Here is a 25,779-nt window from a genome sequence, read left to right as displayed (position 1 = left end):
GGGAGGAGAAGTTTATGTATCGTACAAAAAAATACTATGATAATAAGTTGTATATCGTTCAACTTATTACTATAATTTCTATATTACTAAGAACTATAGTAAATTTAACATCAATTTTTATTATTCAAGTTATCTTAGATAGTTTGATATCTAAAGATTTTGAGAGAGTTTATCATTTTGTTAAATACTTGATAGTAGTATTAGTATTTTATTTTTTATTGTTATTTCTTTCTCAATATTTTTTAAGAAAACTTTTCTTTCTTGGAAATTTTTCTGTTTTAGAGTATTTTTATGATAAGTTTTTAAAAAGTGAATATAATGATTTTAAAGAAGCAAAAAGTGGTGAAATATTATCTAAGTTAACGTCAGATAGTATAAAGATATCAGATTGGTATTCTCAAGGTAAAGTTATTTTAGTAACGCAGTCTTTTATTTTGTTTTCTATATTGATGTTTATGTGTAGGTATAATGTTTCGATAACACTTATATTATTCTCTGTAATATTGGTATGTTTTTTTATTATAAAACAAATAAGTAAGAAACTTTCGAATTGTATGAAGAGCGAACAGAAATTATTAGGTGAAACTAATCAATATATACTTCAGTCAATATTAGGTTATTTTGATTTAAAACAATTAAACAAAGAACAGTACTTTATAGATTACCTTAAAGAGAATATTATAAATAAAAGAATAAAGGTCAATACTGATTTAGCAAAGTATTTCTCGCTATATGTAGGTATATCCGCTACTGTTGCATTTATACTACCTATTGTCTCTCTATTACTTTCAGTGTATTTTATAATATATAAAGATTTTTCCGTAGGTTCGGCTATTGCAATATTTTCTACAGTTAGAATGTTAGATGAACCTATTAATTCTATATCAGATAAAATAACTGTTAGGCAGACTGCTCATAAGATAGAAAGTGAGTTGTCTAAGACTTTCAATAATAAAAGCAATGAAGAGAAAGAGTTATTAAAATTAAGTGAATTTAACAGTGTAAATGTCAATATATCTAATTTTTATTTTAAAGATAATCTGATTTTATCTGATTTTAGATTAGAAATTAATAAGGGTGATTTTCTAGTATTAAAAGGAAGAAGTGGTGTAGGAAAAACGACGGTATCTAATCTTATATTAAGAAACTTGCAAGAGGGTGCATATAAACTAGAGGGAGAAGTCTTAATTAATGAAAAAGATATATATAAGAATAATATACGAATTTTAGGAGAATTTCTAAAAGTAAATCAAGAACCATACATATATGAAGCTACAATAAGAGATAATATTCTCTTAGGGGACTCATATGATGATAGACTTGATGAGATAGTTAGATTATTACATCTGCAAGAATTGATTGATAAACTAGGGTATAATTATTTATTGAAAGAAAATGGAAAAAACTTAAGTGGTGGAGAAAAGCAAAGATTAGAGTTGGCTAGAATATTAATAAGGAGACCTGAGTTCATTATTTTGGATGAACCAACAAGTGCTATGAATACGAATTTGAGTGAAGTAATAGTAGAAAATATTTTTACCTACTTAAAAGAACATAATATTACAAGTTTGATAATAACTCATAGTAAGGAATTTGATAAATTTGCTACAGATATTATAGAAATTAAATAGAATTAAGAATAATATTATAAAAAATTACTGCTGATAAGTAATACTTATACATGAAGTTAGATACTAGTGACTTAGGATTTTGATTTTATAAAAATTAATTTTCCTAAGTCTTTCTTTGTTTTTTTATATAAGATATATTTTGAAGATGCTGAATCAAAAGTTTAAAATTTTAGAAAGTTTATATGAGAATTTTAGATATAGTACTTTATTGATATCTAATTTTGTTTTAAAAAAACTTTTTAGATATTTAACAAACTTTGTTGTGGTTACTTGATAAAATCGATTTTTCAAAAATTAAGTTTTTCTAGTTACTTCTTTTAATAAGATAAATTGTAATTGATTGTTAAAAGTGATATTATTAAAATATAAGGGGTGAGGATTTTGTCTAGAGAAGAAAAATTAAGAACAATTATTAGTACGATAGATAATTCAGAATATAGTGCTACTAAGAAAAATGTTACTAATAAGTGTATGATGAGAACATTTAAAGAGGCTGATGACACTTGGTTAGCTGAAGCTTTTTCAAAGAAAAAATATGCTGATTATAAACCATTTCAATTCGTTGATGGTGAGGGAGTAAGATGCTCTATATATCTAAGTGGTTGTCTATTCGCTTGCAAAGAGTGCTTTAATGAGAGTATCCAAAACTTTAATGCTGGACAATTATATACAAAAGAAATAGAAGACCAAATCATACAAGATCTAAGCAATTCATATGTTCAAGGATTAACGATTTTGGGAGGAGAGCCGTTTCTTAATACTCAGGTAGCTAAATCTTTAGCGAGAAGAGTAAGAGATGAATTTGGTTCAACAAAAGATATCTGGGTATATAGTGGTTACACGTATGAACAACTCTTAAATGGTAGCGAGGATAAAAAAGAATTATTAAATCTATGTGATGTATTGGTAGATGGACCATTTATGATTTTTCTAAAAGATCTAAGTTTAAGATTTAGAGGGAGTAGTAACCAAAGAATTATAGATTTAAAAAATTCTTCTAAGGATAATGTAGTGCTATATTTAGAGTAGTAATACTCGAAATGAAATTACTTTTAATAGAAAGTTTTTCGTGTTATAATATTTAAGTTAACAATTAGGGATATATAATATCTCTGATTGTTTTTGTTAATTAGTTTATAGAGAGGAGATTAAAAGTTGAAAAATATTATAGAGATTTTTCGAAAGGATATAAAAGAAGTATTTAGAAAAACTAATACGTGGATAATTATAGTAGGATTAATATTTTTACCATCGATGTATGCATGGCCAAACATTTTATCTTCATGGGATCCATATGGTCATACAAATAATATTAAAGTTGCTGTTACATCTGAAGATGATGGGGCTACTGTCGATGGTAAAGAGCTAAACTTAGGTAATAGTTTAGTTGAAGGATTGAAAAATAATAAAAATCTTGATTGGCAGTTTGTATCTAATAAACAAGAAGCTGAGGACGGAGTAAGAATAGGTGACTATTATGCTAGTATAGTCGTTCCAAAAAACTTTAGTAAAGATATGACTTCTGTCAGTAGAACAGAACCTCAAAGGGCGACAATTGAGTACACGGTAAATGAGAAGATTAATGCTATTAGTCCAAAAATAACTAATAGTGGAGCTTCAGCAATTGCTAATAATATTAGCAAGAGTTTCGTTGAGACGGCAAATGGAGTAATTTTTGAAAAACTACATGAAGCTGGTATTAAATACGAAGAAAATTTACCATCAATAGAAAAAGCTAAACAAGAAATTTTAAAATTGAATGAAAACTTTTCTACATATGAATCTAGTTTAAATGAATTAATAGGAAAAGTAGAGCATGGTTATAGTATATTAAATACAGTTCAAAACACACTACCTGAAATAGATAAAGCAGCAACTAATAGTATTATGTTAGCTGACAAAGCAGGTGTAACAATTAACAATATTCAAGGGTTTAATGATAGAATGTTACCTATTATTAGCAATCATTTGACTGTAGTTGAAGAAGTATCAAAAGAAGCAAATATTATAGCGAAAGAGATTCAACAAAAAGCAGATAAAATAGAAGAGATTAAAGCTAGACAGAAAGCTTTAGATAGTAGACTCCAAGCTAGTGGTGAAAGACTACAACTTGTAAAGAATATCTTCGAATATTTTAATAACCTATCTAATGAAAGATTATTTAATAATCAACTAGCCAAAGTGACAAATCTAGAAAATGATATTAATAAAGTAAAAGAGATTAATATTAATATTTATAATAAGATGGATCACTATGATGAAATTACAGATACTTTGAAAGAAGAGTTTGTAAATAAATCAGCTAGAATAAATGAACTTTCAACAGATATGAATACTAAGTTAAATGATGAAGTTTCTCCATTAATATCACAGGTTCTTAGTAGGGCGGATGTTAATATTGATAAAGTGAGTGGAATAATAGCACAGGCTCAAGGAGAACTTCCAGCTGTAGAAAGAAAATTATCAGAAACTGAAGCGAAAATAAGTAATGCACATGGTAAATTATTAACGTTACAAGCGTATATGCCAACAGCAAAAAGTAAAATACAAAAACTAACGGATGAAATAAAAAAAGCTGATGGAGAAGTAGATAAAAACCAATTGTTTAATTTATTGAAAGTCGATTATAAACAACAAGCAGAATTTTTCGCAAATCCGGTAAAACTTCAAGAGAATAAACTTTATCATATAGAAAACTATGGATCAGCGATGACTCCATTTTATACAGTTTTATCTATTTGGGTTGGATCATTATTAATGTCATCGTTATTAACTACTAAGGTAGAAGATGAAGAAAATAAATATAAACCGTATCAAAAATACTTTGGAAGAGGATTATTGTTTGTAATAATTTCTTTATTCCAGACATTAATTATAACTTTAGGTGATATGTATGTTCTAGGTACACAGGCGACATCACCATTTAGATTTGTTATATTTGCATTATTAATATCTTTACTATTTTCATCAATTATTTATACAATAGTATGTATTTTAGGAAATGTAGGGAAAGCAGTTTGTATTATATTATTAGTACTGCAATTAGGTAGTTCAGGGGGAACATTCCCGATTCAGATGACTTCAAAATTCTTCCAAACATTATATCCAAAAGTACCGTTCACATATTCAATAGGATTACTACGTGAAGCGGTAGGTGGTGTATATGCTCCAGCTGTGCACCGTGATATAAAAATATTATTTATCTATCTAATTATCGTTCTTGTAGGTGGAGCGATTCTAGTCAGTCTAAAAGCACGTTCAGCTAAGTTAAGTAGAGAAAGAGAACGTTCTAAGTTATTCTTATAGAATATAATTTACAGTAGAGATTAAGTAGTTACAATATAATGTAGTTTTGTAATATTACTTAATCTCTACTTTTCTCATAGTAAATGAAAAATAGTGTTTTTTGTGATATAATTAAAAGATAAAACCTTAAAATATAGAGGATAGATTATGGTTAGAACATTAGATAGAACAAAAGATATCTTTTTAGATACAATGCTTTTGGGAAATGAAATTTTAATAAAAAAAATAAAAACAACAAATAAAACGAAAATTACTGTAGTCTTAGCCGCTTATAGAAGTGTAAAAAGATTACAGGAAATAATTAATGATTTATTTAATCAAAGCTTCCAAGATTTCGAAGTGATAGTAGTCGATGATCTTTCTAGTTCAGAAATAGAAGAAGCGGTTGCTGTAGTCGACAGTAGTAAAATAAATTATATAAAAAAACAACTAGGCTCTAATTCATCAGCGAAAAACTGTGCATTAGATTATGCTAAAGGAGAATATGTAGTTTTTGTAGAAGAAAACTCTAAATTAAAACAAAATTACTTAGAGACTTTATATAATGAGATTTCTAAAAATAATCTTGATATTGCTATGTTAACTAGAAATGGATATCCTAGTATATTAGATGAAAAAATTTCATCTGGTCAAGAATATTTAGTAGAAGAAATAAAAAGATTAAAAAGTGATTTAAACTATAATATCACTGCTTGCATGTTTAAAAGAAAATTTTTAGATATCTATAATTTAAGATTTCAAGAAGATATGTTAGCTTTAGAGAACTTATATTTCAAACTAAAAACTTTTGACATAGCAGGAAAGGTTAGTCAAATTGGAAAAGTTGGATATAAGGATTTATTAGAAAAAAAATCAGTGAGAAACAATGCAATGATAGACGCTTCTACTAGAAGAATAATGATTGCAGTAAATAAAATAGAAGAGTTTAAACAAAATAAAAAATATGAAGAAAGTTTAAATCTTCTATGCGGATACTTACTTTTTGATGTGTTAAGAATGCATGAAAATATGTCCGAGGAAATAGAAATTTTAGAATTGATAAAATCAAGAAAAAATTATTTTGAAAGTGATACATTTGTTAACAAAACAATGATAGCAATGTCTCCGATTATGTTTGCTAATCATCTTAATAGAAAGGATAGGAGATAAATATGAGGCGAATACTTCATAATGTATTTTCATATGCGTTTATAGCGCTTTTCACAGTTGCTTTAACTTGGGCTTATGTAGCACCGTTTGTATATGAACGAATATTGAATCCACTTGCGCTACTCTTAGGAGTTCCTGTTGTATTCATATTATTTATTTATGCAGTAAAAAAAATTTTAGCAACTGATGAAGTAGGATTAAAAAAATATAATAGAATTATAATATTAGTATACTTAGTATTCCAAGCTATAATATTATCGATGGATACCTTAAACTTTTCAGACGGTGCAGAGATAGAAAATGAAGCGCACTATATGTTAAACTATGGGAAATTTTCAGGTGAGAGATATTTCTTAGTTTATCCTAATAATATTACACCTACTATTATTCTTTATTGGATATATCGTATAGCAGCATTTCTACATATTTCTGAAGTTTGGATGTTACATATATTCTGTTTCTTAGTAACAACAGCAACTATATTCTTAACGTATAAAACAGCTGGAAAATTATTAACAAAACAAAAACAAACAATAATTCTTGGCTTAATGATTTTATACATACCATTTCAAATGTACAGTTTATTCTACTATTCTGATACTTTGATGGTAATTATGGTAGCATTAATAATATATGTTCTTATTCCATCAGATGGTAGCTTTATCTTTAGAACGAAGCATATTGTCGCTGTGGCAATATTAGTAGCATTTGCTTGGAATCTTAGATCAAATATCATTATTATCTTACCGGCATTAGTTGTATACTTACTATTTTTCAAATGGTATAAGAATTTAATTTTATTACTGGTAACCTTTGGAATTGCATTTGTTTTCTTTGGAAAAGGGTTCGATATGCTTTGGGCACACTATGGATTCTGGAAAGATGATGGTTATAGATTTCCTATGTTACACTGGGTAATGATGGGAATGAGTATTCAAGGTGGAAGTTATAACTGGCAGGATTTCCAATTTACATATCTTAGTCAAAATAAAATGACAGATGATTTAGGTTTATTTTTTAATAGGATAACTCATAGACCAATTTTCCTTAATCTTCTTATGGTAGTATTAAAAATAAGAGGTAATTGGAGTGATGGTACGATAAATTATACGAATGGTACACGTGCATTACGAGATGGAGATGGATTCTTATGGCAATTGTTCTATGGAAGTGACAATAGCTTTTTTATCTATATTTCTCAAATGATGTATGTAGTAATCTTATTCGGAATGGTTTATTACATTTATAAACGTAGAAAAGAGTATATAACATCTTGTTTCTTATTCCAAATTATTATTTTTGGAGTATTCATGTTCCATTTAATTTGGGAAGCAAAACCTAGATATGTTTATGCATGGATGCCAATAATCTTTATTTTAGGAGCCAAAGGTTTAATCTTATTTGCTGAAAGATATGAGACTATAATATTTGATAAATACAAGAAAAAACTTTATATTGCTTTTGGAATAGTTTTTGCACTTCAAGTAGGTAGTGATAGTTTCTTAAGACCATCATATTCAATGAACTTAGACTATGATTCACGTGTAATTAATGGTATTAGTATATATGCAACAGATAATTATCTGCGTGATGGAATAGTTAGAGTTAATAAAGATACTGAAGTAGAACAAACGTTTAAAGCAAATCGAAGTTTTAATTACGTTCGTGGTTATATTTCATCATACGATGAGAAAAATAATTCAAAATATAAAGTAGAAATTATCGATAAAAAAGATAATAAAGTTGTAAGAGAACATGAATTTGTATATCGTGAATTGTATTGGGAAATTCCTTTACAAACATATACATTACGCTGGTATTTTGATGATCTTCCTGCTGGAGATTACAGTGTGAAATTCTCACAAATAGAAAGTGATAATAATGGTAGCATAGTAATTTCAAGTGTACCTAATGAAATGGTAGACATGTATGAAGCAGGAAAATTATATATTAATGGAGCAGATCAAAATAAAAAAGATCTATCATTACAAATAGGTCATAGATACCAAAAACTTTGGTGGTATTAATAATAATAGAGAACTCTTAAATTAATAATGGGGCTTATCTTCGGATAGGTCCTTTTTATTTTGTGTATTTTAATTCAAGTTTAGTTATAGTATAAGGTTAACATAAAGTATCTAGTATATAATATAATTATAACAAATCTTAATTATAGGGGTTTGTTAAGAATAAAAGGACTAATCTAAAAGTCCTAAGCGGGGGTGCAAAATCGATTTTTCTGGAATCATGATTTTTAAGTCACTCCTCATAACTCCATATAATATAGAAACCTTAATAAGTGTAAACGATTTATTGTCAAAGAAGGTAAAACTATGTTATAATAAAATTACAACATAAAAGGAGCAAATAACTATGGTAAATATTTATGATAAAGCAAATGAATTTGAAAGAGCATTAAGAGAATCTGATGAATACAAAGCATCATTAGCAGCATCTGAAGGATTATATTCTGATGAAGAAGCTAATGAACTTTACACACAATTCGTATCAAAACAAAAAGATTTAATGGAAGCAGCTCAATCAGGAAATGAGCCTTCAGAAGAAGATTTAACAGCATTAGAAGAAATCCAACAAAAATTAATGGAAAATGCTAAGTTTTTAGACTTTGTACAAGCTCAACAAAAACTTCAATTTTTAATCGAAGATTTAAATAAAGTAATGTACAAACCATTAGATGAACTTTTTGAAAAATACGGAAACAAATAAAATAGAAGAAAAATAGTAAATCACGGTGTTAGAATGATTCTAACACCGTGATTTTTATATACACATTCAATTTTATTTATCTTTATTTTCCTCAACATAATCTATTAATTCTAGTGTTAGATCATATCTTAAAAATGGTGTGATTAAGTAAATTCCCTTGAAGTGTTTTAAAGCAACATCAAGTAGTTTTTTACTTTCTTCTAAAGCAACTTTTTGGCAAAGTTCTTTATCATCTTTTACTTCTTCTAACTTAGCTAAGAATTCTTCTGATAATTTAATTCCAGGAACCTCATTGTGTAGGAAGACAGCGTTGTTGTAGCTAGTAATTGGCATAATACCAACGAAGAATGGTGTATCTGGATAATCAGCGGCAAGTTCTGCTAATTGTTCAATTTTTTCAGCTTCAAAGACAGGTTGCGTAATAAAGTAGTCAGTACCTGCTTTAATTTTTTTCTCAACTAAACGTTTTGTTTTACTTAGGTCACGAACATTTGGATTATAAGCAGCTGCTACTGTAAAGTTTGTAGTCTTTTTCAGGGAAGCTCCGTTATATCCAAGTCCTTCATTAAGTTGTTTAATAAAAGGAATTAATTTTAGACTAGTCATATCATAGACACTAGTAGCCCCTGGGAAATCACCAAGTTTACTTGGATCTCCAGTAAGAGCAAGGACGTTATTAATTCCAAGAAGATCAAATCCCATTAAACGAGATTGCAGTCCGATAAGATTATGATCACGACATGTCAAATGAAGTAGTGTTGGGGTAGTAATATGTTCTTTAAGTAAAGTTGCAGCAGACAAGTTACAAATACGAGTACTAGCAAGAGAATTATCTGCTAGTGTAATAGCTTCAATGTTTTTCTTGTCTATTGCTTTAGCCCCTTCAATAAATTTATCAACATTTAAATGTTTTGGTGGATCTAATTCGGCAATTATAGTTACTTGTTTTTTGACTTTATCAACAATTGTTGGTTTATTATTTGCTACTCTGACTAGTTCTTCTTCTGCAGGTAGCGGTGTTATTACTTTTCTTTTAACTGGTTTAAGACCTTTTATTCCTTTTTTAATAGCACGAATATGTTCTGGAGTAGTACCACAGCATCCACCGATTAATCTTACACCTTCTTCAACAAGAAGTTTAGCACTCTGTTCAAAGTAAGATGAATTTTTTCTGAAACGATATTCATTACCATTAATTGTTTGTGTCAGTTGTAATAAGCTGGCATTAGGATAAGCAGATAGGTAACTTTGTGCAAATAAAGGTACTTGTTTTAAACTTTTAATCATGTGATAAGGACCTAGATGACAGTTTAAACCAACAATATCAGCACCTAGATTAACAAGCGCACTTAAAGCATCAGTTACTTTTTCTCCGTTTTGAGTAATACCTGCTTCTAATAATGAAATATTAGTGATAATAGGTAAGTCAGTTAATTTTCTTGCTTCAGTTAATACAGCGCGAATTTCTTCTTGATCATAATAAGTTTCAAATAGCAACGCATCTATTTTATTAGTAGATAGTAGTACTTTTACTTGATCAAGTGTTTCATTAACAATAGTTTCTAATGAAAGTTCACATTCACGAAGACCGCGAATAGCTCCGATTGTTCCGAAAACAATAGTATCTTCTCCAGCAGCCTTACGTGCTATTTCAGCAGCGCGAATGTTAATTTCTTCAAATTTATCGTCATAGCCATACGTCTTAAGTTGGCATTTTTTTGCCGCATAAGTGTTTGTTTGAATTATATCCGCTCCAGCTTCGATATAAGCTTTATGAATTTTCTCCACAGAATCTGGATTAGAGATATTATTATATTCATGACAACTTTCCAATCCATTACTATAGAGAGCTGTACCCATAGCTCCATCGGCTACGAGTACATTTTGTTCTAATCTCTCTAATAAGTTTCTCATATGAACCTCCTATTTAGCGGCAAGTTCATTTCTGATTTCTTTAGTAACTTCAACTAAAACTTCTAAAGCTTCGATAGTTTCTTTTTCAGCACGTGTTTTTAATCCACAGTCAGGGTTAATCCAGAATTGTTCTGTAGATAGTTTTTGAAGTGGACGTAAGATATTAGTACGTACTTCTTCTTTTGTTGGTACACGAGGAGAGTGGATATCGTAAACTCCAAGACCGATACCTAATGGGTAGATTGCAGTCTCGAAAGCAGAGATTAATTCTCCGTGACTTCTACTAGTTTCGATAGAAATAACGTCAGCATCTAATGCACGGATAGAATCGATAATTTCATCGAAGTTAGAATAACACATGTGTGTGTGGATTTGTGTATCATCTTGAACTGATGAAGTAGCTAAACGGAATGAGAATACTGCTTCTTCAAGATATTTTTCTTTTTTGCTGTCTCTTAGAGGTAATCCTTCACGGATAGCAGGTTCATCAACTTGGATAATTGTAATTCCAGCTTTTTCTAAAAGTTCAATTTCATTTTTAAGTGCAATAGCGATTTGGTTGAAGATTTCTGCTTTAGAAATATCAGTTCTTTCGAATGACCAGTTTAGAATTGTAACTGGTCCAGTTAACATACCTTTAACAGGACGGTTAGTTAAGCTTTGAGCATAAGCAGTTTCTTTAACTGTTACAGCTTCAACGTGTTTTACATCTCCGTAGATGATTGGTGGTTTAACCCCACGAGAACCGTATGATTGAACCCAACCGAATTTAGTTGATGCAAAACCAGCGAAACGTTGACCGAAGAATTCAACCATGTCTGTACGTTCGAATTCACCGTGAACTAATACATCGATATCAAGGTCTTCTTGAATTTTAATCCAACGAGCGATTTCTTCTTCGATGAATTTTTCATAAGCTTCATTAGATAATTCACCTTTTTTCCATAGTGCACGTTGTAAACGTACTTGTTTAGATTGAGGGAATGATCCGATTGTAGTAGTTGGCAATACTGGTAAGTTGTATTTTTTGTTTTGAACTTCACGACGAACTTTGTAATCAGATGGACGAGTTGAACGAACATTTTCACTTGATTCTAATTCAAGGTTTCTGAAATCAGCATTTTGTAATTTGTTGAAGTCTTCTACGTGTTTTTGGTACGCAGCTTCTTCTTTGCCATCTAGTTTGTTAGCTAGTAAGTTAAGTTCTTCTAATTTTTGATCAGCGAATGCTAAACCATTAAGTAAAGTTTCTTCTAATTCAGTTTCATTTTTAGTTGTTACTGGTACGTGTAGTAATGAACAAGATGGTTGGATTACTAATTCAGCAACATTAGCTTTGATTTCCTCTAATAATGCAGAACTATCTTCGAAATCGTTGCTCCATACGTTACGTCCATCTACAACACCTGCGAATACTTCTTTATCTTTGAATAGACCAGCTTTTACATTAGCTAAGTTTTCTTCTCTACCGTGAACGAAGTCTAATCCGAATGCTACAGGTAAATCAGCAAGTTTTTCAGCTTCTACTAAAGCTTCGAAGTAAGTTTGGAAGATAAATTTAGCATCTACTTCATTGTTGAAGTGGTTGTACACTTTGTGAGCTAATTCTACATAGTTTTTACCTTCATCAGTAACGAAAATTGGCTCATCTACTTGGATGTAAGAAGCACCAGCTTCAGCTAATTCTTTGAATACTTGAGTGTATAATGGTAATAATTTATCTACAGCTTTTTCAAATTCACCTTCAGCTAATCCACTTGATAAAGCAACATATGTAATTGGTCCAGTAATAACTGGTTTAGCTTTATCTCCTACGATTTCTTTAGCTTCTTTATATAAGTCTAATAGACGAGTGTTGTTTAATTTAGGGTTAACATTTTCCCATTCTGGTACGATGTAGTGGTAGTTAGTGTTAAACCATTTTTTAAGTGCAGATGCAACGTTATCTTTGTTACCACGAGCGATATCGAAGAATAAGTCTACATCAACTTCTCTTCCTTCAAAACGTTGTGGAATAACGTTGAATTGTACAGATAAATCTAAAATGTGGTCATATAGTGAGAAATCACCAACTGGGATGAAATCTAAACCAGCGTTGAATTGTTTTTCGATATAAAGACGACGAAGTTTTTCTGCTTCTTCAAATAATTCGTTTTGACGAACTGTACGAGCCCAATATCCTTCAATTAATTTTTTCCATTCTCTTTTTTCCCCTAAACGTGGGTATCCTAAACTTGAAATTTTTGTCATTATTTCTTTCCTCCTGAAATTTTCTCTTTTTTGTATATTGAATTATAAAAATAAAAACGCCCTTAAACAATATTAAAAATATTGTCTAAGGACGTGCGTTTCATACGTGGTACCACCTTATTTTATGGAAAATCTAAAATTGTGAATTGAATTTTTTAGTTTTCCACCTCATTAAAATTTTAACGCTATTTTATGCGTAATTATCTAACTACTGCTCGATAATTAAAACTCAAAGACCATCTTCAAAAAAATTCATTAATCTCTTTTCAGCTACCGAGATTCTCTGGTGTAACTCCTTTTTTCTACTCATCTTATCAATGTTATATTATATTAATTTATAAAAATAATTTTTACTCAGTCTTAAATACGACAAAAGGGTGGTAACACAAGGGACGAAATGACCGTGTTACCACCCAATTTTATAATCTTAAAATAAATTTAATCTTACCTCAATGATTATTAACGGTAATCAACCGGAACTAACTCATTAATAGTCATTAGTTCAGCTCTGTGACCATTTACAATACACCCAAATCCTTTTTTTCACCAACCAAAAGGTCTCTAATAAATAAGTAATATTGCTCTTCACTTCTTCGCTTTTAAAACTGTTAAAGAAATATTAACATAAGATTTTTTCTTTGTCAACACTTTTTATTAAAAAAATTAAAAACTTTTTTCGAAATTGTCAGAAATCTAAGATAGACCATATATATTAATATATTTTAAAGATAATATTTTAATAATAACTATTTAAGAAATATTTTAACTTTTACTAATAGTTAGTTAATATCTATAAGGTATACTGTATTCATCAAACAAAAAGTTTTGGTAATAAAGTATTAAAGTAAGAGGAGAGAAATACAAATGAAAAACAACTTTATTAAATCAGAAAATTTTACGAAATGGGCAATAAGAAAAGTTAGTGTTGGAGTAGTATCAGCAGCAATTGCAAGTGGTATTTTTGTAATTGTAGGAGGTGGAGAAGCTCACGCAAGTGATTTACAAGATAAAGCTCCTGTAGTTCAAAATGTAGATAATAAACAAACTGATACAGCTGTTGAATCTAAAGCAATTGAAAACAAAGCAAATACTGTAGAAAAAGAAACAAAACTAGTTGAGAAAAATACAGTTGAAGCAAAAGATGTTGTAAGTTCTGAGAAACAATCTGAGGTAAAAGCAGAAAAAGAAGTGAGTGTTGACTCTAAAGAAGCTGATGTGAATAATTTAATAAAACAAGCAAAAGATGTAGCAGAACCACAAACAACTCCAGTTGAAGTTAAAAAAGCAGTAATGGATAATACAAAAGATACAGTCGATGTACCAGCTAAATATTTAGATAAAGCGAACTTCCCAGGACCATTCACAGCGGGAGTGAACCAAGTAATTCCTTACGAATTCTTTGGTGGAGATGGAATGTTAACAAGATTAATCTTGAAATCATCAGACAAAGCACCATGGTCAGACAACGGATCAGCGAAAAATCCAGCGTTATTACCATTAGAAAAATTAGGAAAAGGATTATACTTCTATGAAGTAGACTTAGCAGGAACAAAAGGAAAATCAGATAAAGAATTACTAGATTTATTAAAAGCAAATGGAACACAAAGCTACAAAGCAACAATTAAAGTATACGGTGAAAAAGACGGGAAAGCGGATTTAACAAACGTAGTAGCGACAAAAGATGTAAATGTAAATCTAAATGGATTAACAACTGTTAACGAAGTTAAAAAAGCAGTAATGGATAATACAAAAGATACAATCGATGTACCAGCTAAATATTTAGATAAAGCAAACTTCCCTGGGCCATTCACAGCGGGAGTAAACCAAGTAATTCCTTATGAATTCTTCGGTGGAGATGGAATGTTAACAAGATTAATCTTGAAATCATCAGACAAAGCACCATGGTCAGATAACGGAACAGCTAAAAATCCAGCATTATTACCATTAGAAAAACTAGGAAAAGGATTATACTTTTATGAAGTTGATCTAGAAGGAACACAAGGAAAATCAGATAAAGAATTACTAGATTTACTTAAAGTAAATGGAACACAAAGCTATAAAGCAACAATTAAAGTGTATGGTGAAAAAGACGGAAAAGCAGATTTAACAAACGTAGTAGCAACAAAAGATGTAAATGTAAATCTAAATGGATTAACAAGTGTCAACGAAGTTAAAAAAGCAGTAATGGATAATACAAAAGATACAGTAGATGTACCAGCTAAATATTTAGATAAAGCAAACTTCCCAGGACCATTTACAGCAGGAGTTAACCAAGTAATTCCTTACGAATTCTTCGGTGGAGATGGAATGTTAACAAGATTAATCTTGAAATCATCAGACAAAGCACCATGGTCAGATAACGGAACAGCTAAAAATCCAGCATTATTACCATTAGAAAAACTAGGAAAAGGATTATACTTTTATGAAGTTGATCTAGAAGGAACACAAGGAAAATCAGATAAAGAATTACTAGATTTATTAAAAGTAAATGGAACACAAAGCTACAAAGTAACAATCAAAGTATATGGTGAAAAAGACGGGAAAGCGGATCCAACAAACGTAGTAGCGACAAAAGAAGTGACTGTAAATCTACATAAAGAAACTATGCAAATGGATATGAAACCAGGTGAAGATATGATGCAAAATAATACAGCTACTGGTTCAATGGATTCAAATGTAAGTGGAAAAATAATGAATATGAGTAAATCTGACAATATGTCTATGAAATCTAGTATGAATAAAGATATGATGCAAGATAATATGACTATGAATACTCATATGAGTAATGGAATGATGAAAAAAGGTATGCTACCAAAAACAAGTGCGGTACCTGAAGGAACAATGAGTTCAACAAATTCATCAAATACTGGAATACTAGGATTAATCATTGCAAGCTTCTTAGGTCTATTAGGATTAAGAAGAAAAAATAATTAATAAATAAAATAAACTTGTAGATTTTATCGAAATAGTGCTATACTTTTATTGTATAGTACTATTTTGATAAGAGGAGTTAAATATGGTCAATAAAATTTTATTAGTAGATGATGAAATAGAAATAACGGAGATAAATAAACGATATTTAGAGCAAGGTGGATATGATGTTGATATCGCTAATGATGGTAAAGAAGCTTTAGAGAAATACAAGAAAAATAAATATTCTTTAATAATTACAGATATAATGATGCCCAATATGGATGGTTATGATTTAATCAGCGAGGTACAGTATTTAGATGATGAGCAACCATTTTTATTTATAACAGCGAAAACAACAGAACCAGATAAAATCTACGCTTTAAGTTTGGGGGCAGATGACTATATAGTAAAACCATTTAGTCCAAGAGAATTAGTTTTAAGAGTTAGAAATATACTACGTAGAATCGAGAAAAAAAGTAGTGAGAATATTTTAACTTTAGGTGATTTGAAAATTAACTATAATAGTAGAATTGCTATGGTAAATGATAGACAATTAGAACTAACCGTGAAATCTTTTGAATTATTATGGCTACTGGCTAATAATCCAGATCGTGTTTTTTCTAAAACAGAATTGTATGAAAAAATTTGGCAAGATGAATATGTTGAAGATGCAAACACACTAAATGTGCATATACACTCATTAAGAAGAATCTTAACAAAATATTCAACAGAAAAAACACCTAGCATAAAAACAGTATGGGGTCTAGGATACAAAATGGAAAAACAAGGTTAAAAATGGAAAGGAAATATAGTATGAAATTAAGAGATTATATTATTGTTGGATATATTTTATCATTTTTAATAACTATTATGGCTGTTTTTTGGGCTTCAAATTTAATGTTAATTGAAAAAAAAGATACATATTTTATAGTTGTGATTACAATAATTGCGGGGCTAATTGGAGCTACAATTAGTATTATATTACTGAAAGGTGTATTTAAGTCATTACGTGTACTAAAAAGACAAACGATTAGTATAAGTGAGAAAAATTTTGATATTAGCAATACTGTAGAAGGTCCTACTGAGTTTAGAGAATTATCATTATCATTCAATGAAATGGCAAAACATTTAAAAGAAAGTTTTGAATCATTGGAAGAAAGTGAAAAAGAAAAATCTCTTATGATAGCCCAGTTATCTCATGATATAAAAACTCCTATAACTTCAATTCAATCAACTGCAGAAGGAATGTTAGATGGAATAATAAAAGAAGAAGAATTTAAATATTATCTAGAAACGATTTGCCGACAAACAACAAGATTGAATAAACTTGTTGAAGAATTAAATTATTTAACATTAAGTGTGAAAAACACTAGTGAAGATGATAAAAATGAAACAATATTTTTAGATAAATTATTGATTGACTGTATGTCAGAATTTAAGTTGCGAGCAGAAAAAGAAAAAAGGGATATCTATATTAAAGTTATTCCTGAGAATGCTAAAATAGTAAGTAATTACAATAAAATACAAAGAATTATCGTGAATTTAATAGGTAATGCATTTAAATATTCACCAAGTGGGACAAAAATAGAAATAGTTGCTGAAATACAAAATCAAGAATTATCTATTTCTATAATTGATGAAGGTTGCGGTATAAAAGAAGAAGAGATTGATAATATTTTTAAAAGATTATATCGTGTTGAAGCATCAAGAAATATGAAAACAGGTGGTTATGGCTTAGGTTTGGCAATAGCGAAACAGTTAGCCTTACAAATAAATGGAGACATATTAGTAGAAAGTGAATATGGTAAAGGAAGTAAATTTACTTTAAAAATTAATTGTTAATACACTGAGTATACAAGGAAATCTTTGAATCAGATTTATTATTTTGAAAGAATAATTGGAATTAGATTTTTAGGAATTTTCAATATAAAAACATACAAATTTTTTAAATTTTGACAAAATAAATTTTTCACGGTATAATGAAAAAAAATCTACTGAGGAAAATAAATATGGCAAATTCAAAGTATATTACACGTCTTAAGCGCTCAGAAGGGCAACTAAGAGGGATTCAGAAAATGATAGAAGAAGAGAGAGATTGTATTGATATAATAACTCAATTAAGCGCAGTTCGTTCAAGTGTTGATCGTGTTATTGAGTTACTAATAACAGAAAATCTTATGGAATGTATTAATAATCCTTTAGAAAATCCTGTAGAACAGAAAGAAAAAATAGAAAAAGCTATAAAATATATAGTAAAGAGTAAATAGTTAAAAAAATAATAAAAAAGCCTTATTTCTAAATAATCTTAGGAATATGGCTTTTTTGATGGTGTATTAATTTTATATTAAAGAGAATTTAATATAGTAAAAATTGGTTGTTTTTATTATTTAATATTTTACTTTGTTTCTCCAGGCCAATTATTCATACCACCTTCGATATTTATTATATCGAATCCTTGAGCCTCTAAAAAATCATATGCCCTAGCTGAACGTCCACCTGCTTGACATATTACATAGTATTTTTGATTTTTATCTAATTTAGTGAATTCTATACCAAGACTACTCAAAGGAAAATTTTTAGCAGAAGGAATATGCCCTGCTTCATACTCGTGATTTTCTCTTACATCAAGAATCGTAAGTTCCTCATTATTATACTTTTCATAAAAATCTTGCATTGAAATATTATTTTTCATGATCTCTTCCTTTCAATATTAGTAATTTTAGACTATTTTTCCTCTCCATGCATGCATACCGCCTTGGATATTAATAACATCGTAGCCTTTCTTTTTTAGTTTTTTGGCTGCAAGTTTGCTTCTAGCTCCAGAGTGACAAATAACATATACTGTTTTATCTGTTATTGGAGTAAATTGACCAATCTCATTAAGTGGAACATTTTTTGCATTTTTTATATGTCCTCTTCGAAATTCTCCAGGTGTTCTTACGTCTATTAATTGAATATTTTCTTTAAGTTTTTGTTCTAGCTCGATAGTAGAAATACTATCTACTTTTGTGAATAAGAAAAACATTATTGTACCTCCTAATATACCCTTATGGGGTATATTAAACCATGAAATAGAAGATTTGTCAAAAAATTGATTTGATTTTATACATTAAGATTAATTAGTTACAAATAAAATACAATTAAAATTTAAAAAAAGTAAATTATTATAAATAAAAAATCTTATAAGGATAATAAGATGAAAAAATGAAAATTATTGCTGAAAATAAATTTTCAAATATTTGGATGTTATATACTTGACAAATAAGAAAAATAGGAGAATAATGGAAAAGGAAGCGACCTTCATTTTTATAAAAAACAACCAACAATTAAGGAGGAAATTAAATGAAAAAAATATCAAAAGTAGCTACTGCTAGTGTATTATTATTTACATTAGCAAATCCATTAGCTGTATTTGCTGAGAATAAAGTAGGAAATGTTTCAGAAACAAGTAGTAATAAAACAACACAAGATCTTACAATTACTTCGGAAGAAATCAATGGTGATATAGTATTTCATGTAACTGCACAGAGAGATACTTATGAAGCGATTGTATATGCAAAAATTAATGGGAAAAATTATACTTATAATTTAGGTAATTTAAAAAAAGGTCAAGTATCTAAGATAGTTCAACCAGATGTGAGTATAAATAACAATAATGCTTCTATTTCTAAAGAAAGTAATAGAGGAAGATTACTGCCAAATACAAGTGCTGTAAGAGAATTAGTACAAAAAACAGTTGTATACAATAATGAAATAAAAGGAAATGTAGTTGAAGCAAAAATTGTATATAAAGTATATGAGTTAGTAGAAAAAAATTCAATTCAAAATGAAGGAAGAGAATATATTTCAGAAAGAAATGTTAAAGAAGGTGCGATTGTAAAACCAGAAGTACAACCAGAGTTACCGAAAGCAGAAGAGCCAGCGACTCCAGCACCGAAAGCGAAGAAACCAGTATCTCCAGCGCCAAAAGCAGAGAAACCAGTGACTCCATCACCAAAAGTTGAGAAACCAGTGGCTCCAGCACCAAAAGCAGAGGAGCCAGCGACTCTAGCACCAAAAGCAGAGAAACCAGCATCTCTAGCATCAAAAGCAGAGAAACCAGTGACTCCAGCACCGAAAGCGGAGGAGCCAGCGACTCCAGCACCGAAAGTGGAGAAACCAACAACTTCAGCGCCAAAAGCAGAGAAACCAGTGATTCCAGCACCGAAAGCGGAGAAACCAGTGACTCCAGCGCCAAAAGCAGAGAAACCAGTGACTCCAGTACCGAAAGCGGAGGAACCAGCATCTCCAGCACCGAAAGTTGAGAAACCAGTGACTCCAGCACCGAAAGCGGAGGAACCAGCAACTCCAGCACCGAAAGTGGAGAAACCAGTGGCTCCAGCACCGAAAGCGGAGGAACCAGCCTCTCCAGCACCGAAAGTGGAGAAACCAGTGGCTCCAGCACCGAAAGCAGAAGAGCCAGCGACTCCAGCACCGAAAGCGGAGAAACCAGTATCTCCAGCATCAAAAGAGGAGAAACCAGTATCTCCAGCATCAAAAGAGGAGAAACCAGTGACTCCATCACCAAAAGTTGAGAAACCAGTGGCTCCAGCACCAAAAGCAGAGGAGCCAGCGACTCTAGCACCAAAAGCAGAGAAACCAGCATCTCTAGCATCAAAAGCAGAGAAACCAGTGACTCCAGCACCGAAAGCGGAGGAGCCAGCGACTCCAGCACCGAAAGTGGAGAAACCAACAACTTCAGCGCCAAAAGCAGAGAAACCAGTGACTCCAGCACCGAAAGCGGAGAAACCAGTGACTCCAGCGCCAAAAGCGGAGGAACCAGCGACTCCAGCACCGAAAGTGGAGAAACCAGTGACTCCAGCACCAAAAGAAGAGAAACCAGTGACTCCAGTACCGAAAGCGGAGGAACCAGCAACTCCAGCACCGAAAGTTGAGAAACCAGTGACTCCAGCACCGAAAGCGGAAGAGCCAGCGACTCCAGCACCAAAAGTAGAGAAGCCAGCATCTCCAGCGCCAAAAGCGGAAGAGCCAGCGACACCAGCGCCAAAAGCAGAGGAACCAGTGACACCAGCGCTAAAAGCGGAAGAGCCAGTGACTCCAGCGCCAAAAGCAGAAGAGCCAGCGACTCCAGCACCAAAAGCAGAGGAACCAACGACACCAGCACCAAAAGTGGAGAAACCAGTGGCTCCAGTACCGAAAGCAGAAGAGCCAGCGACTCCAACGCCAAAAGCAGAGGAGCCAGCGACCCCAGCACCAAAGGCAGAGGAACCAGTAGCTCCAGCATCAAAAGCGGAAGAGCCAGCGACACCAGAGCCAAAAGCAGAGGAACCAGCGACTCCAGCACCAAAAGCAGAGGAGCCAGCGACACCAGAGCCAAAAGCAGAGGAGCCAGCGACTCCAGCACCAAAAGTGGAGAAATCAGTGGCTCCAGTACCGAAAGCAGAAGAGCCAGCGACTCCAACGCCAAAAGCAGAGGAGCCAGCGACACCAGCACCAAAAGCAGAAGAGCCAGTGATTCCAGCACCGAAAGCGGAAGAGCCAGTGACTCCAGTGCCAAAAGCAGAGGAGCCAGCGACACCAGCGCCAAAAGCAGAGGAACCAGCGACTCCAGCACCGAAAGCGGAAGAGCCAGCGACACCAGCACCAAAAGCAGATACTCCTTCTGAAGAAGTGGCACCTAAAGATGAAAAACTTGAGGAAGCGAAAAAAGATGGAAAAGATATTATTGAAAAAATTTCAGCTTCAAAACTTAGTGAAATTGAAAAAATTAAAGATGAAGTAGAAAAAGCTAAGTTAGAAACTAAATTAAAAGAATTAAAAGAAGCAGGATTAGAAGCAATAAATAATGCTGAAAGTCATGAAGCAGCAGTAAATGCGACGGATGAATATCAAACTAAAATTGATGAAATTAATGTTCCAGGTGAAGAATTACCAACACCAAACTATAACAAAGACAATCTAACAAATGGTCGTAATGAAGGTACTACTATTGAAAATGGAAGCACAGCGATTGGACATGGATCAGGTGAAGCTACATCAACAACTCCGACACAGCCTACCACTGAAGAAAGACCAACTTCACCAGTAAATCCAACACAACCTGCTTCAACTTCAGAGGGAACTTCTAGTTTCAGAAATGCTCCAGAAGTTCAAGTTAGAGCAAGAAGAGTAGCACGTGCAGCAAATCAACCAGACGGTACGGTAAACATAAGTTATAATTATGACGGAATGCCAGATATCAATGGATTTTTATCTGATCCGGGAGAAAATAATACAGTAGCTATTTCAAATTCAGCAACTGAAGATGAAGTGAAAGAATTAGTTAAAGCAAAAATTCAAGCTAAGGCTCAAGAATTAGCTAAACATGGATATAAAGTAAAAGAAGAAATAGTATTTGAGCAAGATACTGATGTGAAGAACTTTAATTATGTAATTACTTTCACTAAAGAGAAAACAGGAACTACAGGCTTCAGAATCGCTCCAGAAGTTCAAGTTAGAACTAAAAAAGTTGTAAAAAGAGATTTATCTAATAAAACTAAAAAAATAAACATCTATTATAATCTAACAGCTCTTAAAGATATTGCGGGAGCATTAGGAGAATTAGGGGGAGAGAATATGCTTACTTTCCCAGGAAATACACCTAAAGAAGAATTAAAACGAGCTATTGAAGAAAAAACAAAAGCCCAAATTGAAAAATTGAAAAAACAAGGTTTTAAAGTCGTTTCAACTACTGACTTAGATAAAATCGTTGAAGGTGGAGATAGCTACGATTATGTTGTAGAATTCACAAAAGAATCTAAGTCTACATCAGCTAATAATTCAGGTTTTAGAAAAGCACCATTAATTCAGAAAAGAGCTAAAAGATCAGCAGAAGTACAAGAAACTGTAGATGTTAATATTTACTTTAACTTAAAAACTTTACCAGGAATAGCCGGAGCATTGGATGTAGATGGTGACACTACTATAAAACTTCCAAAAAATGCTACAGAAGAGCAAGTAAAAGCAGCTATTCAAGGGAAAATTGCGAAAGTAGAAAAACGAGGATATAAAGTAACTGATGCATACTTCGGAGCAAAAACAGAACATGGTTACGATTTTGTCGTAGAATTTAAAAAATAAAAAATAACCTAAATAAAAACTGACCTCATAGTTTAGATAATAATCTAACTTGAGGTCAGCTTTTTAATTTTATTCTTCTTCAGTCTCACGAGGAAAAATCATAGATTCGCTGAAGTTTAAGTCGCGAAGAGCGGTGTAAGAATCTTCTAGAGAAATATAATTCAATTTTCTCATCGTTAATATTCTGTATTTTAAAAGTCGAACTGCTTCCATTTGAAGTTCTTTAAGTTCTTCTTCAAAATCGATATCTTCTAAAAATACTTCAAACAAGGTGAATGAGTAGTATCTATATACATCTTTAACGAATTCTGCAGTATTTTCATCTGAACACTTTTCATCAATAACCTTATAAGCTATATCAAGAAGTGCGTCTCTTACTGTAGGCGAACAATCAATAATAGCTTGAATTTGACTAGAAGAAGCTTCGGCTCTTTGTTTAATTTCATCTAATTTATTGACGAAGTTTCCTTTTCTTCTTTTTGGAACTTTTTCTCTAAGTTTCTCATAGAATTCTGGAGTTAAATCTTTAGCAACCAAATGACGAGTTAAACGACGTTTTAGATTGGATTCTTTTACATATATTCTTAAATTAAGTAATAAGTTTTTTGGCATCGAATATGTGAACAATAAAGATTTTCTAAGTTGCATAATTTTAGAAATTTCCAAGATTTGTTCAATGTTAGGATTGTCCTTAAGTATTTCAGGAAGAGCTTTGTCTTGTGCTTTCATTATTTTCTTATGTAGTGACAATGCTTCGTTTATATTCTTAAATTTTCCAGTTTGTATATTTCTAAAGTATGTTTTTAGTTCGTGTAAAATTTTTATTTCAAAAGCATAAGCAACTTTTTCTTCGACAGATTTCTTAGAAATATCACGTTCTTTTAGTTCTTCAAGTGTTCCTTCTAGGGTTTTTTTCACGAAGAGAATATTGAGTATATTCTTTTTCTTCATCTTCTCCTTTAACAGCAAGTGGAAGGGCGATTGTACCAATAACAATACTTAGTAACACAACATTACTCGCAATGAATAGGATGGTATTTCTAAGTGGGAAGTTATCCCCAGTAGCCGTTACAACTGGAATCATAAGGGCTGTAGCAAGTGTTACTGTACCATGAATACCACATAAACTAGCAATTAAAGAGTAGCTAAATCTAGAATAGTCACCTTTGTCGAATTTTCTATTTAATATTATTTTTGCTGTTTTTCTAGCAGTAGTAAAAAGATGAGGTTGGAATGATATGTAGTAAAAATATACGAAACCTAATCTAACAATCATTAAACCTAAAACGATTACTAAAGAGATAATAAAACCATGGACAATATCAATTTCTCTGTTGTTAAACATTGTATGATATATCTCTGGGAGTAAATATCCTAAAAATGTAAATACGAAACCATTTAGTACATAACTTGCTATTTGTTGAGTACTATCTATAGTTACTGCAGCATCACTACTTACAATAGTGAGTAAGTGAAGTTTTCTCTGGTAGTTGTAAACTAGAGCTGTAATTACGACAGCAACGATACCAGAGACACCGATATGCTCTGCTAGATAGAATACTATAACTGGTGTTATTAATTGAAAAATAACTAAAATATTAGATTCATCAGCAAACTTTGTTAAGAATGTAAACTTAATATAAGAGAATGCTATACCAATAATAAGTCCAAAAATTGCTCCACCTCCTGCAACTACTAAAAATTTATAGCTAGCATTTGTAACAGAAAATGTATTAGTAAGAACAGCGGCTAGAGCTATATTAAATGACACAAGGCCAGAAGCATCATTAAGAAGAGATTCCCCTTCTAATATAGCCATAAGGCCTTTAGGTAGTTTCATTCCTTTAGTTATTGATTTAACAGCAACAGCATCTGTAGGCGATAAGATAGCGGCTAAAACAAAACATGCTGCCCATGGAATCATTGGAAGCAATAAATGAATTATGCTACCGACGACAATTACTGTCACAAGAACTAAAAATATTGCCATATATATTATTGGTCGTTTGTATAACCAGATATTCTTTAAGGATGCGTTGAAACCGTCGGTAAATAGTAAGGGTGCGATAATTAACATCATAAACATTTCTGATTCAAATTCAAAATGAAGTGGTAGATTAGGAATAAATGTCACCGCAGCACCAAGTATTATTTGGAATAAAGCTGCTGGAATACGAGGAATAATATTGTTAAGAAAAGAACCAAGAATAACAATAACTATCAGTATTCCAAGAGTAGTTAGTATTTCCATAGAAAACTCCTTTGTAATTATTTTATTATTTATTTGTACCAATATATTTTACAATTATTCAGCACTAAAATCAATGATTATACAATCTGTAAGAAGATAATAATGAATATATTAAAACATTAATTTTAGTAGTTTTAGAAGAGATGTTATTTTCTATTTTTTAGAGGTTAAGTAAGGGCTTCAGTACACGTCAATAGACGTCAAAATATTGATTTTAAATGATTTTTGATTTTTTGAAACTCATTACATCGCACTATAAATCAATAAAAACTCTACCTTTTTTAGATAAATATATCAGTTGGATATTGAAGTTAATCCCTGCTATCATTTTGATGGCAGGGCTTTTTAATATTTGATACACTAACTTCTTATCTATATTTTGGTGGAGTTGAAGTTGACATCTACAAAGTTGAATGTTATAATATATTCAAAAATATATTTGAATGAGGTGTTTTATGATTCACAATGTTGTTACTTCAATAATCCTGTATTCTGGGACAGCCGTAGACTTACTTATTA

General features: G+C 31.2%; 17 protein-coding genes and 2 other annotated features. Of the genes, 11 read left to right on the top strand and 6 right to left on the bottom strand.

The annotated features are described in order from the left end of the window. Positions 1-14: 14 nt before the first annotated feature. The 6 genes from RYK99_RS05515 (at position 15) to RYK99_RS05490 (ending at position 8,813) form a co-directional block, all read left to right on the top strand. Positions 15-1,631 carry an ABC transporter ATP-binding protein gene (locus tag RYK99_RS05515; protein ID WP_314990868.1) on the top strand — a complete coding sequence of 539 codons (1,617 nt, stop codon included), beginning with the start codon at positions 15-17 and terminating at the stop codon, positions 1,629-1,631. A gap of 381 nt (positions 1,632-2,012) precedes the next feature. Next, positions 2,013-2,660, top strand: coding sequence for an anaerobic ribonucleoside-triphosphate reductase activating protein (gene nrdG / locus RYK99_RS05510; RefSeq protein ID WP_314990866.1), 648 nt, complete (start codon positions 2,013-2,015; stop codon positions 2,658-2,660). A gap of 126 nt (positions 2,661-2,786) precedes the next feature. After that, the gene (locus RYK99_RS05505; protein WP_314990864.1) at positions 2,787-4,937 is read left to right on the top strand and encodes a YhgE/Pip domain-containing protein; all 2,151 of its coding nucleotides are present in this window, start codon (positions 2,787-2,789) and stop codon (positions 4,935-4,937) included. Positions 4,938-5,084: 147 nt separating this feature from the next. Beyond that, positions 5,085-6,086 (top strand): glycosyltransferase, encoded by a 1,002-nt coding sequence (locus tag RYK99_RS05500; protein WP_314990862.1) that lies wholly within the window; start codon positions 5,085-5,087, stop codon positions 6,084-6,086. Between the two features lie 2 nt (positions 6,087-6,088). After that, positions 6,089-8,113 carry a glycosyltransferase family 39 protein gene (locus RYK99_RS05495; protein ID WP_314990860.1) on the top strand — a complete coding sequence of 675 codons (2,025 nt, stop codon included), beginning with the start codon at positions 6,089-6,091 and terminating at the stop codon, positions 8,111-8,113. A 346-nt stretch (positions 8,114-8,459) separates the two neighbouring features. Next, positions 8,460-8,813, top strand: coding sequence for a YlbF family regulator (locus RYK99_RS05490; RefSeq protein ID WP_048802027.1), 354 nt, complete (start codon positions 8,460-8,462; stop codon positions 8,811-8,813). A gap of 72 nt (positions 8,814-8,885) precedes the next feature. Here RYK99_RS05490 and RYK99_RS05485 read toward each other — a convergent pair whose 3' ends face one another. After that, positions 8,886-10,727 (bottom strand): bifunctional homocysteine S-methyltransferase/methylenetetrahydrofolate reductase, encoded by a 1,842-nt coding sequence (locus RYK99_RS05485; RefSeq protein ID WP_314990857.1) that lies wholly within the window; start codon positions 10,725-10,727, stop codon positions 8,886-8,888. Positions 10,728-10,736: 9 nt separating this feature from the next. After that, positions 10,737-12,977, bottom strand: a complete 2,241-nt coding sequence (gene metE, locus RYK99_RS05480; RefSeq protein WP_314990855.1) for a 5-methyltetrahydropteroyltriglutamate--homocysteine S-methyltransferase — start codon at positions 12,975-12,977, stop codon at positions 10,737-10,739. A gap of 84 nt (positions 12,978-13,061) precedes the next feature. Beyond that, positions 13,062-13,304, bottom strand: a binding site (T-box leader). 58 nt (positions 13,305-13,362) lie between these two features. Next, positions 13,363-13,580 (bottom strand) — a binding site (T-box leader). A gap of 261 nt (positions 13,581-13,841) precedes the next feature. Here metE and RYK99_RS05475 point away from each other — a divergent pair. The 4 genes from RYK99_RS05475 to RYK99_RS05460 all read left to right on the top strand — a co-directional run bounded on the left by RYK99_RS05475 (position 13,842) and on the right by RYK99_RS05460 (position 18,157). Then, positions 13,842-15,911: an SSURE domain-containing protein gene (locus tag RYK99_RS05475; RefSeq protein WP_314990853.1), complete on the top strand. Its 2,070-nt coding sequence runs from the start codon at positions 13,842-13,844 to the stop codon at positions 15,909-15,911. 82 nt (positions 15,912-15,993) lie between these two features. Beyond that, on the top strand, positions 15,994-16,683 hold the full coding sequence (locus tag RYK99_RS05470) for a response regulator transcription factor (RefSeq protein WP_102170049.1): 690 nt from the start codon (positions 15,994-15,996) through the stop codon (positions 16,681-16,683). Between the two features lie 20 nt (positions 16,684-16,703). Beyond that, positions 16,704-17,732, top strand: a complete 1,029-nt coding sequence (locus RYK99_RS05465) for a HAMP domain-containing sensor histidine kinase (protein WP_102170050.1) — start codon at positions 16,704-16,706, stop codon at positions 17,730-17,732. A gap of 167 nt (positions 17,733-17,899) precedes the next feature. Further along, a complete protein-coding gene (locus tag RYK99_RS05460; protein ID WP_006363536.1) occupies positions 17,900-18,157 on the top strand; it encodes a metal-sensitive transcriptional regulator in 258 nt (85 codons plus the stop codon). Positions 18,158-18,285: 128 nt separating this feature from the next. Here RYK99_RS05460 and RYK99_RS05455 read toward each other — a convergent pair whose 3' ends face one another. Together RYK99_RS05455 and RYK99_RS05450 are read right to left on the bottom strand one after the other, a co-directional pair. Further along, the gene (locus tag RYK99_RS05455; protein WP_102170051.1) at positions 18,286-18,582 is read right to left on the bottom strand and encodes a rhodanese-like domain-containing protein; all 297 of its coding nucleotides are present in this window, start codon (positions 18,580-18,582) and stop codon (positions 18,286-18,288) included. Positions 18,583-18,609: 27 nt separating this feature from the next. After that, the gene (locus tag RYK99_RS05450; RefSeq protein WP_102170052.1) at positions 18,610-18,915 is read right to left on the bottom strand and encodes a rhodanese-like domain-containing protein; all 306 of its coding nucleotides are present in this window, start codon (positions 18,913-18,915) and stop codon (positions 18,610-18,612) included. A gap of 317 nt (positions 18,916-19,232) precedes the next feature. Here RYK99_RS05450 and RYK99_RS05445 point away from each other — a divergent pair, with 317 nt between their 5' ends. After that, positions 19,233-23,009 (top strand): hypothetical protein, encoded by a 3,777-nt coding sequence (locus RYK99_RS05445; RefSeq protein WP_314990848.1) that lies wholly within the window; start codon positions 19,233-19,235, stop codon positions 23,007-23,009. Between the two features lie 69 nt (positions 23,010-23,078). Here the strand turns inward: RYK99_RS05445 and RYK99_RS05440 are convergent, their stop codons facing one another. After that, positions 23,079-23,927 carry a hypothetical protein gene (locus tag RYK99_RS05440; RefSeq protein WP_314990846.1) on the bottom strand — a complete coding sequence of 283 codons (849 nt, stop codon included), beginning with the start codon at positions 23,925-23,927 and terminating at the stop codon, positions 23,079-23,081. Continuing rightward, complete coding sequence (locus RYK99_RS05435) at positions 23,899-25,260, bottom strand: sodium:proton antiporter (RefSeq protein WP_314990844.1); 1,362 nt, start codon at positions 25,258-25,260, stop codon at positions 23,899-23,901. The genes RYK99_RS05440 and RYK99_RS05435 overlap by 29 nt, the downstream gene beginning before the upstream one ends. Positions 25,261-25,779: the final 519 nt, after the last annotated feature.

The sequence above is a fragment of the uncultured Gemella sp. genome, from assembly GCF_963537375.1.
In the GTDB taxonomy this organism is placed as follows: Bacteria; Bacillota; Bacilli; order Staphylococcales; family Gemellaceae; genus Gemella.
The sequence above is the reverse complement of the archived record's forward strand: the minus strand, read 5'-3'. Positions and strand labels throughout refer to the sequence as shown.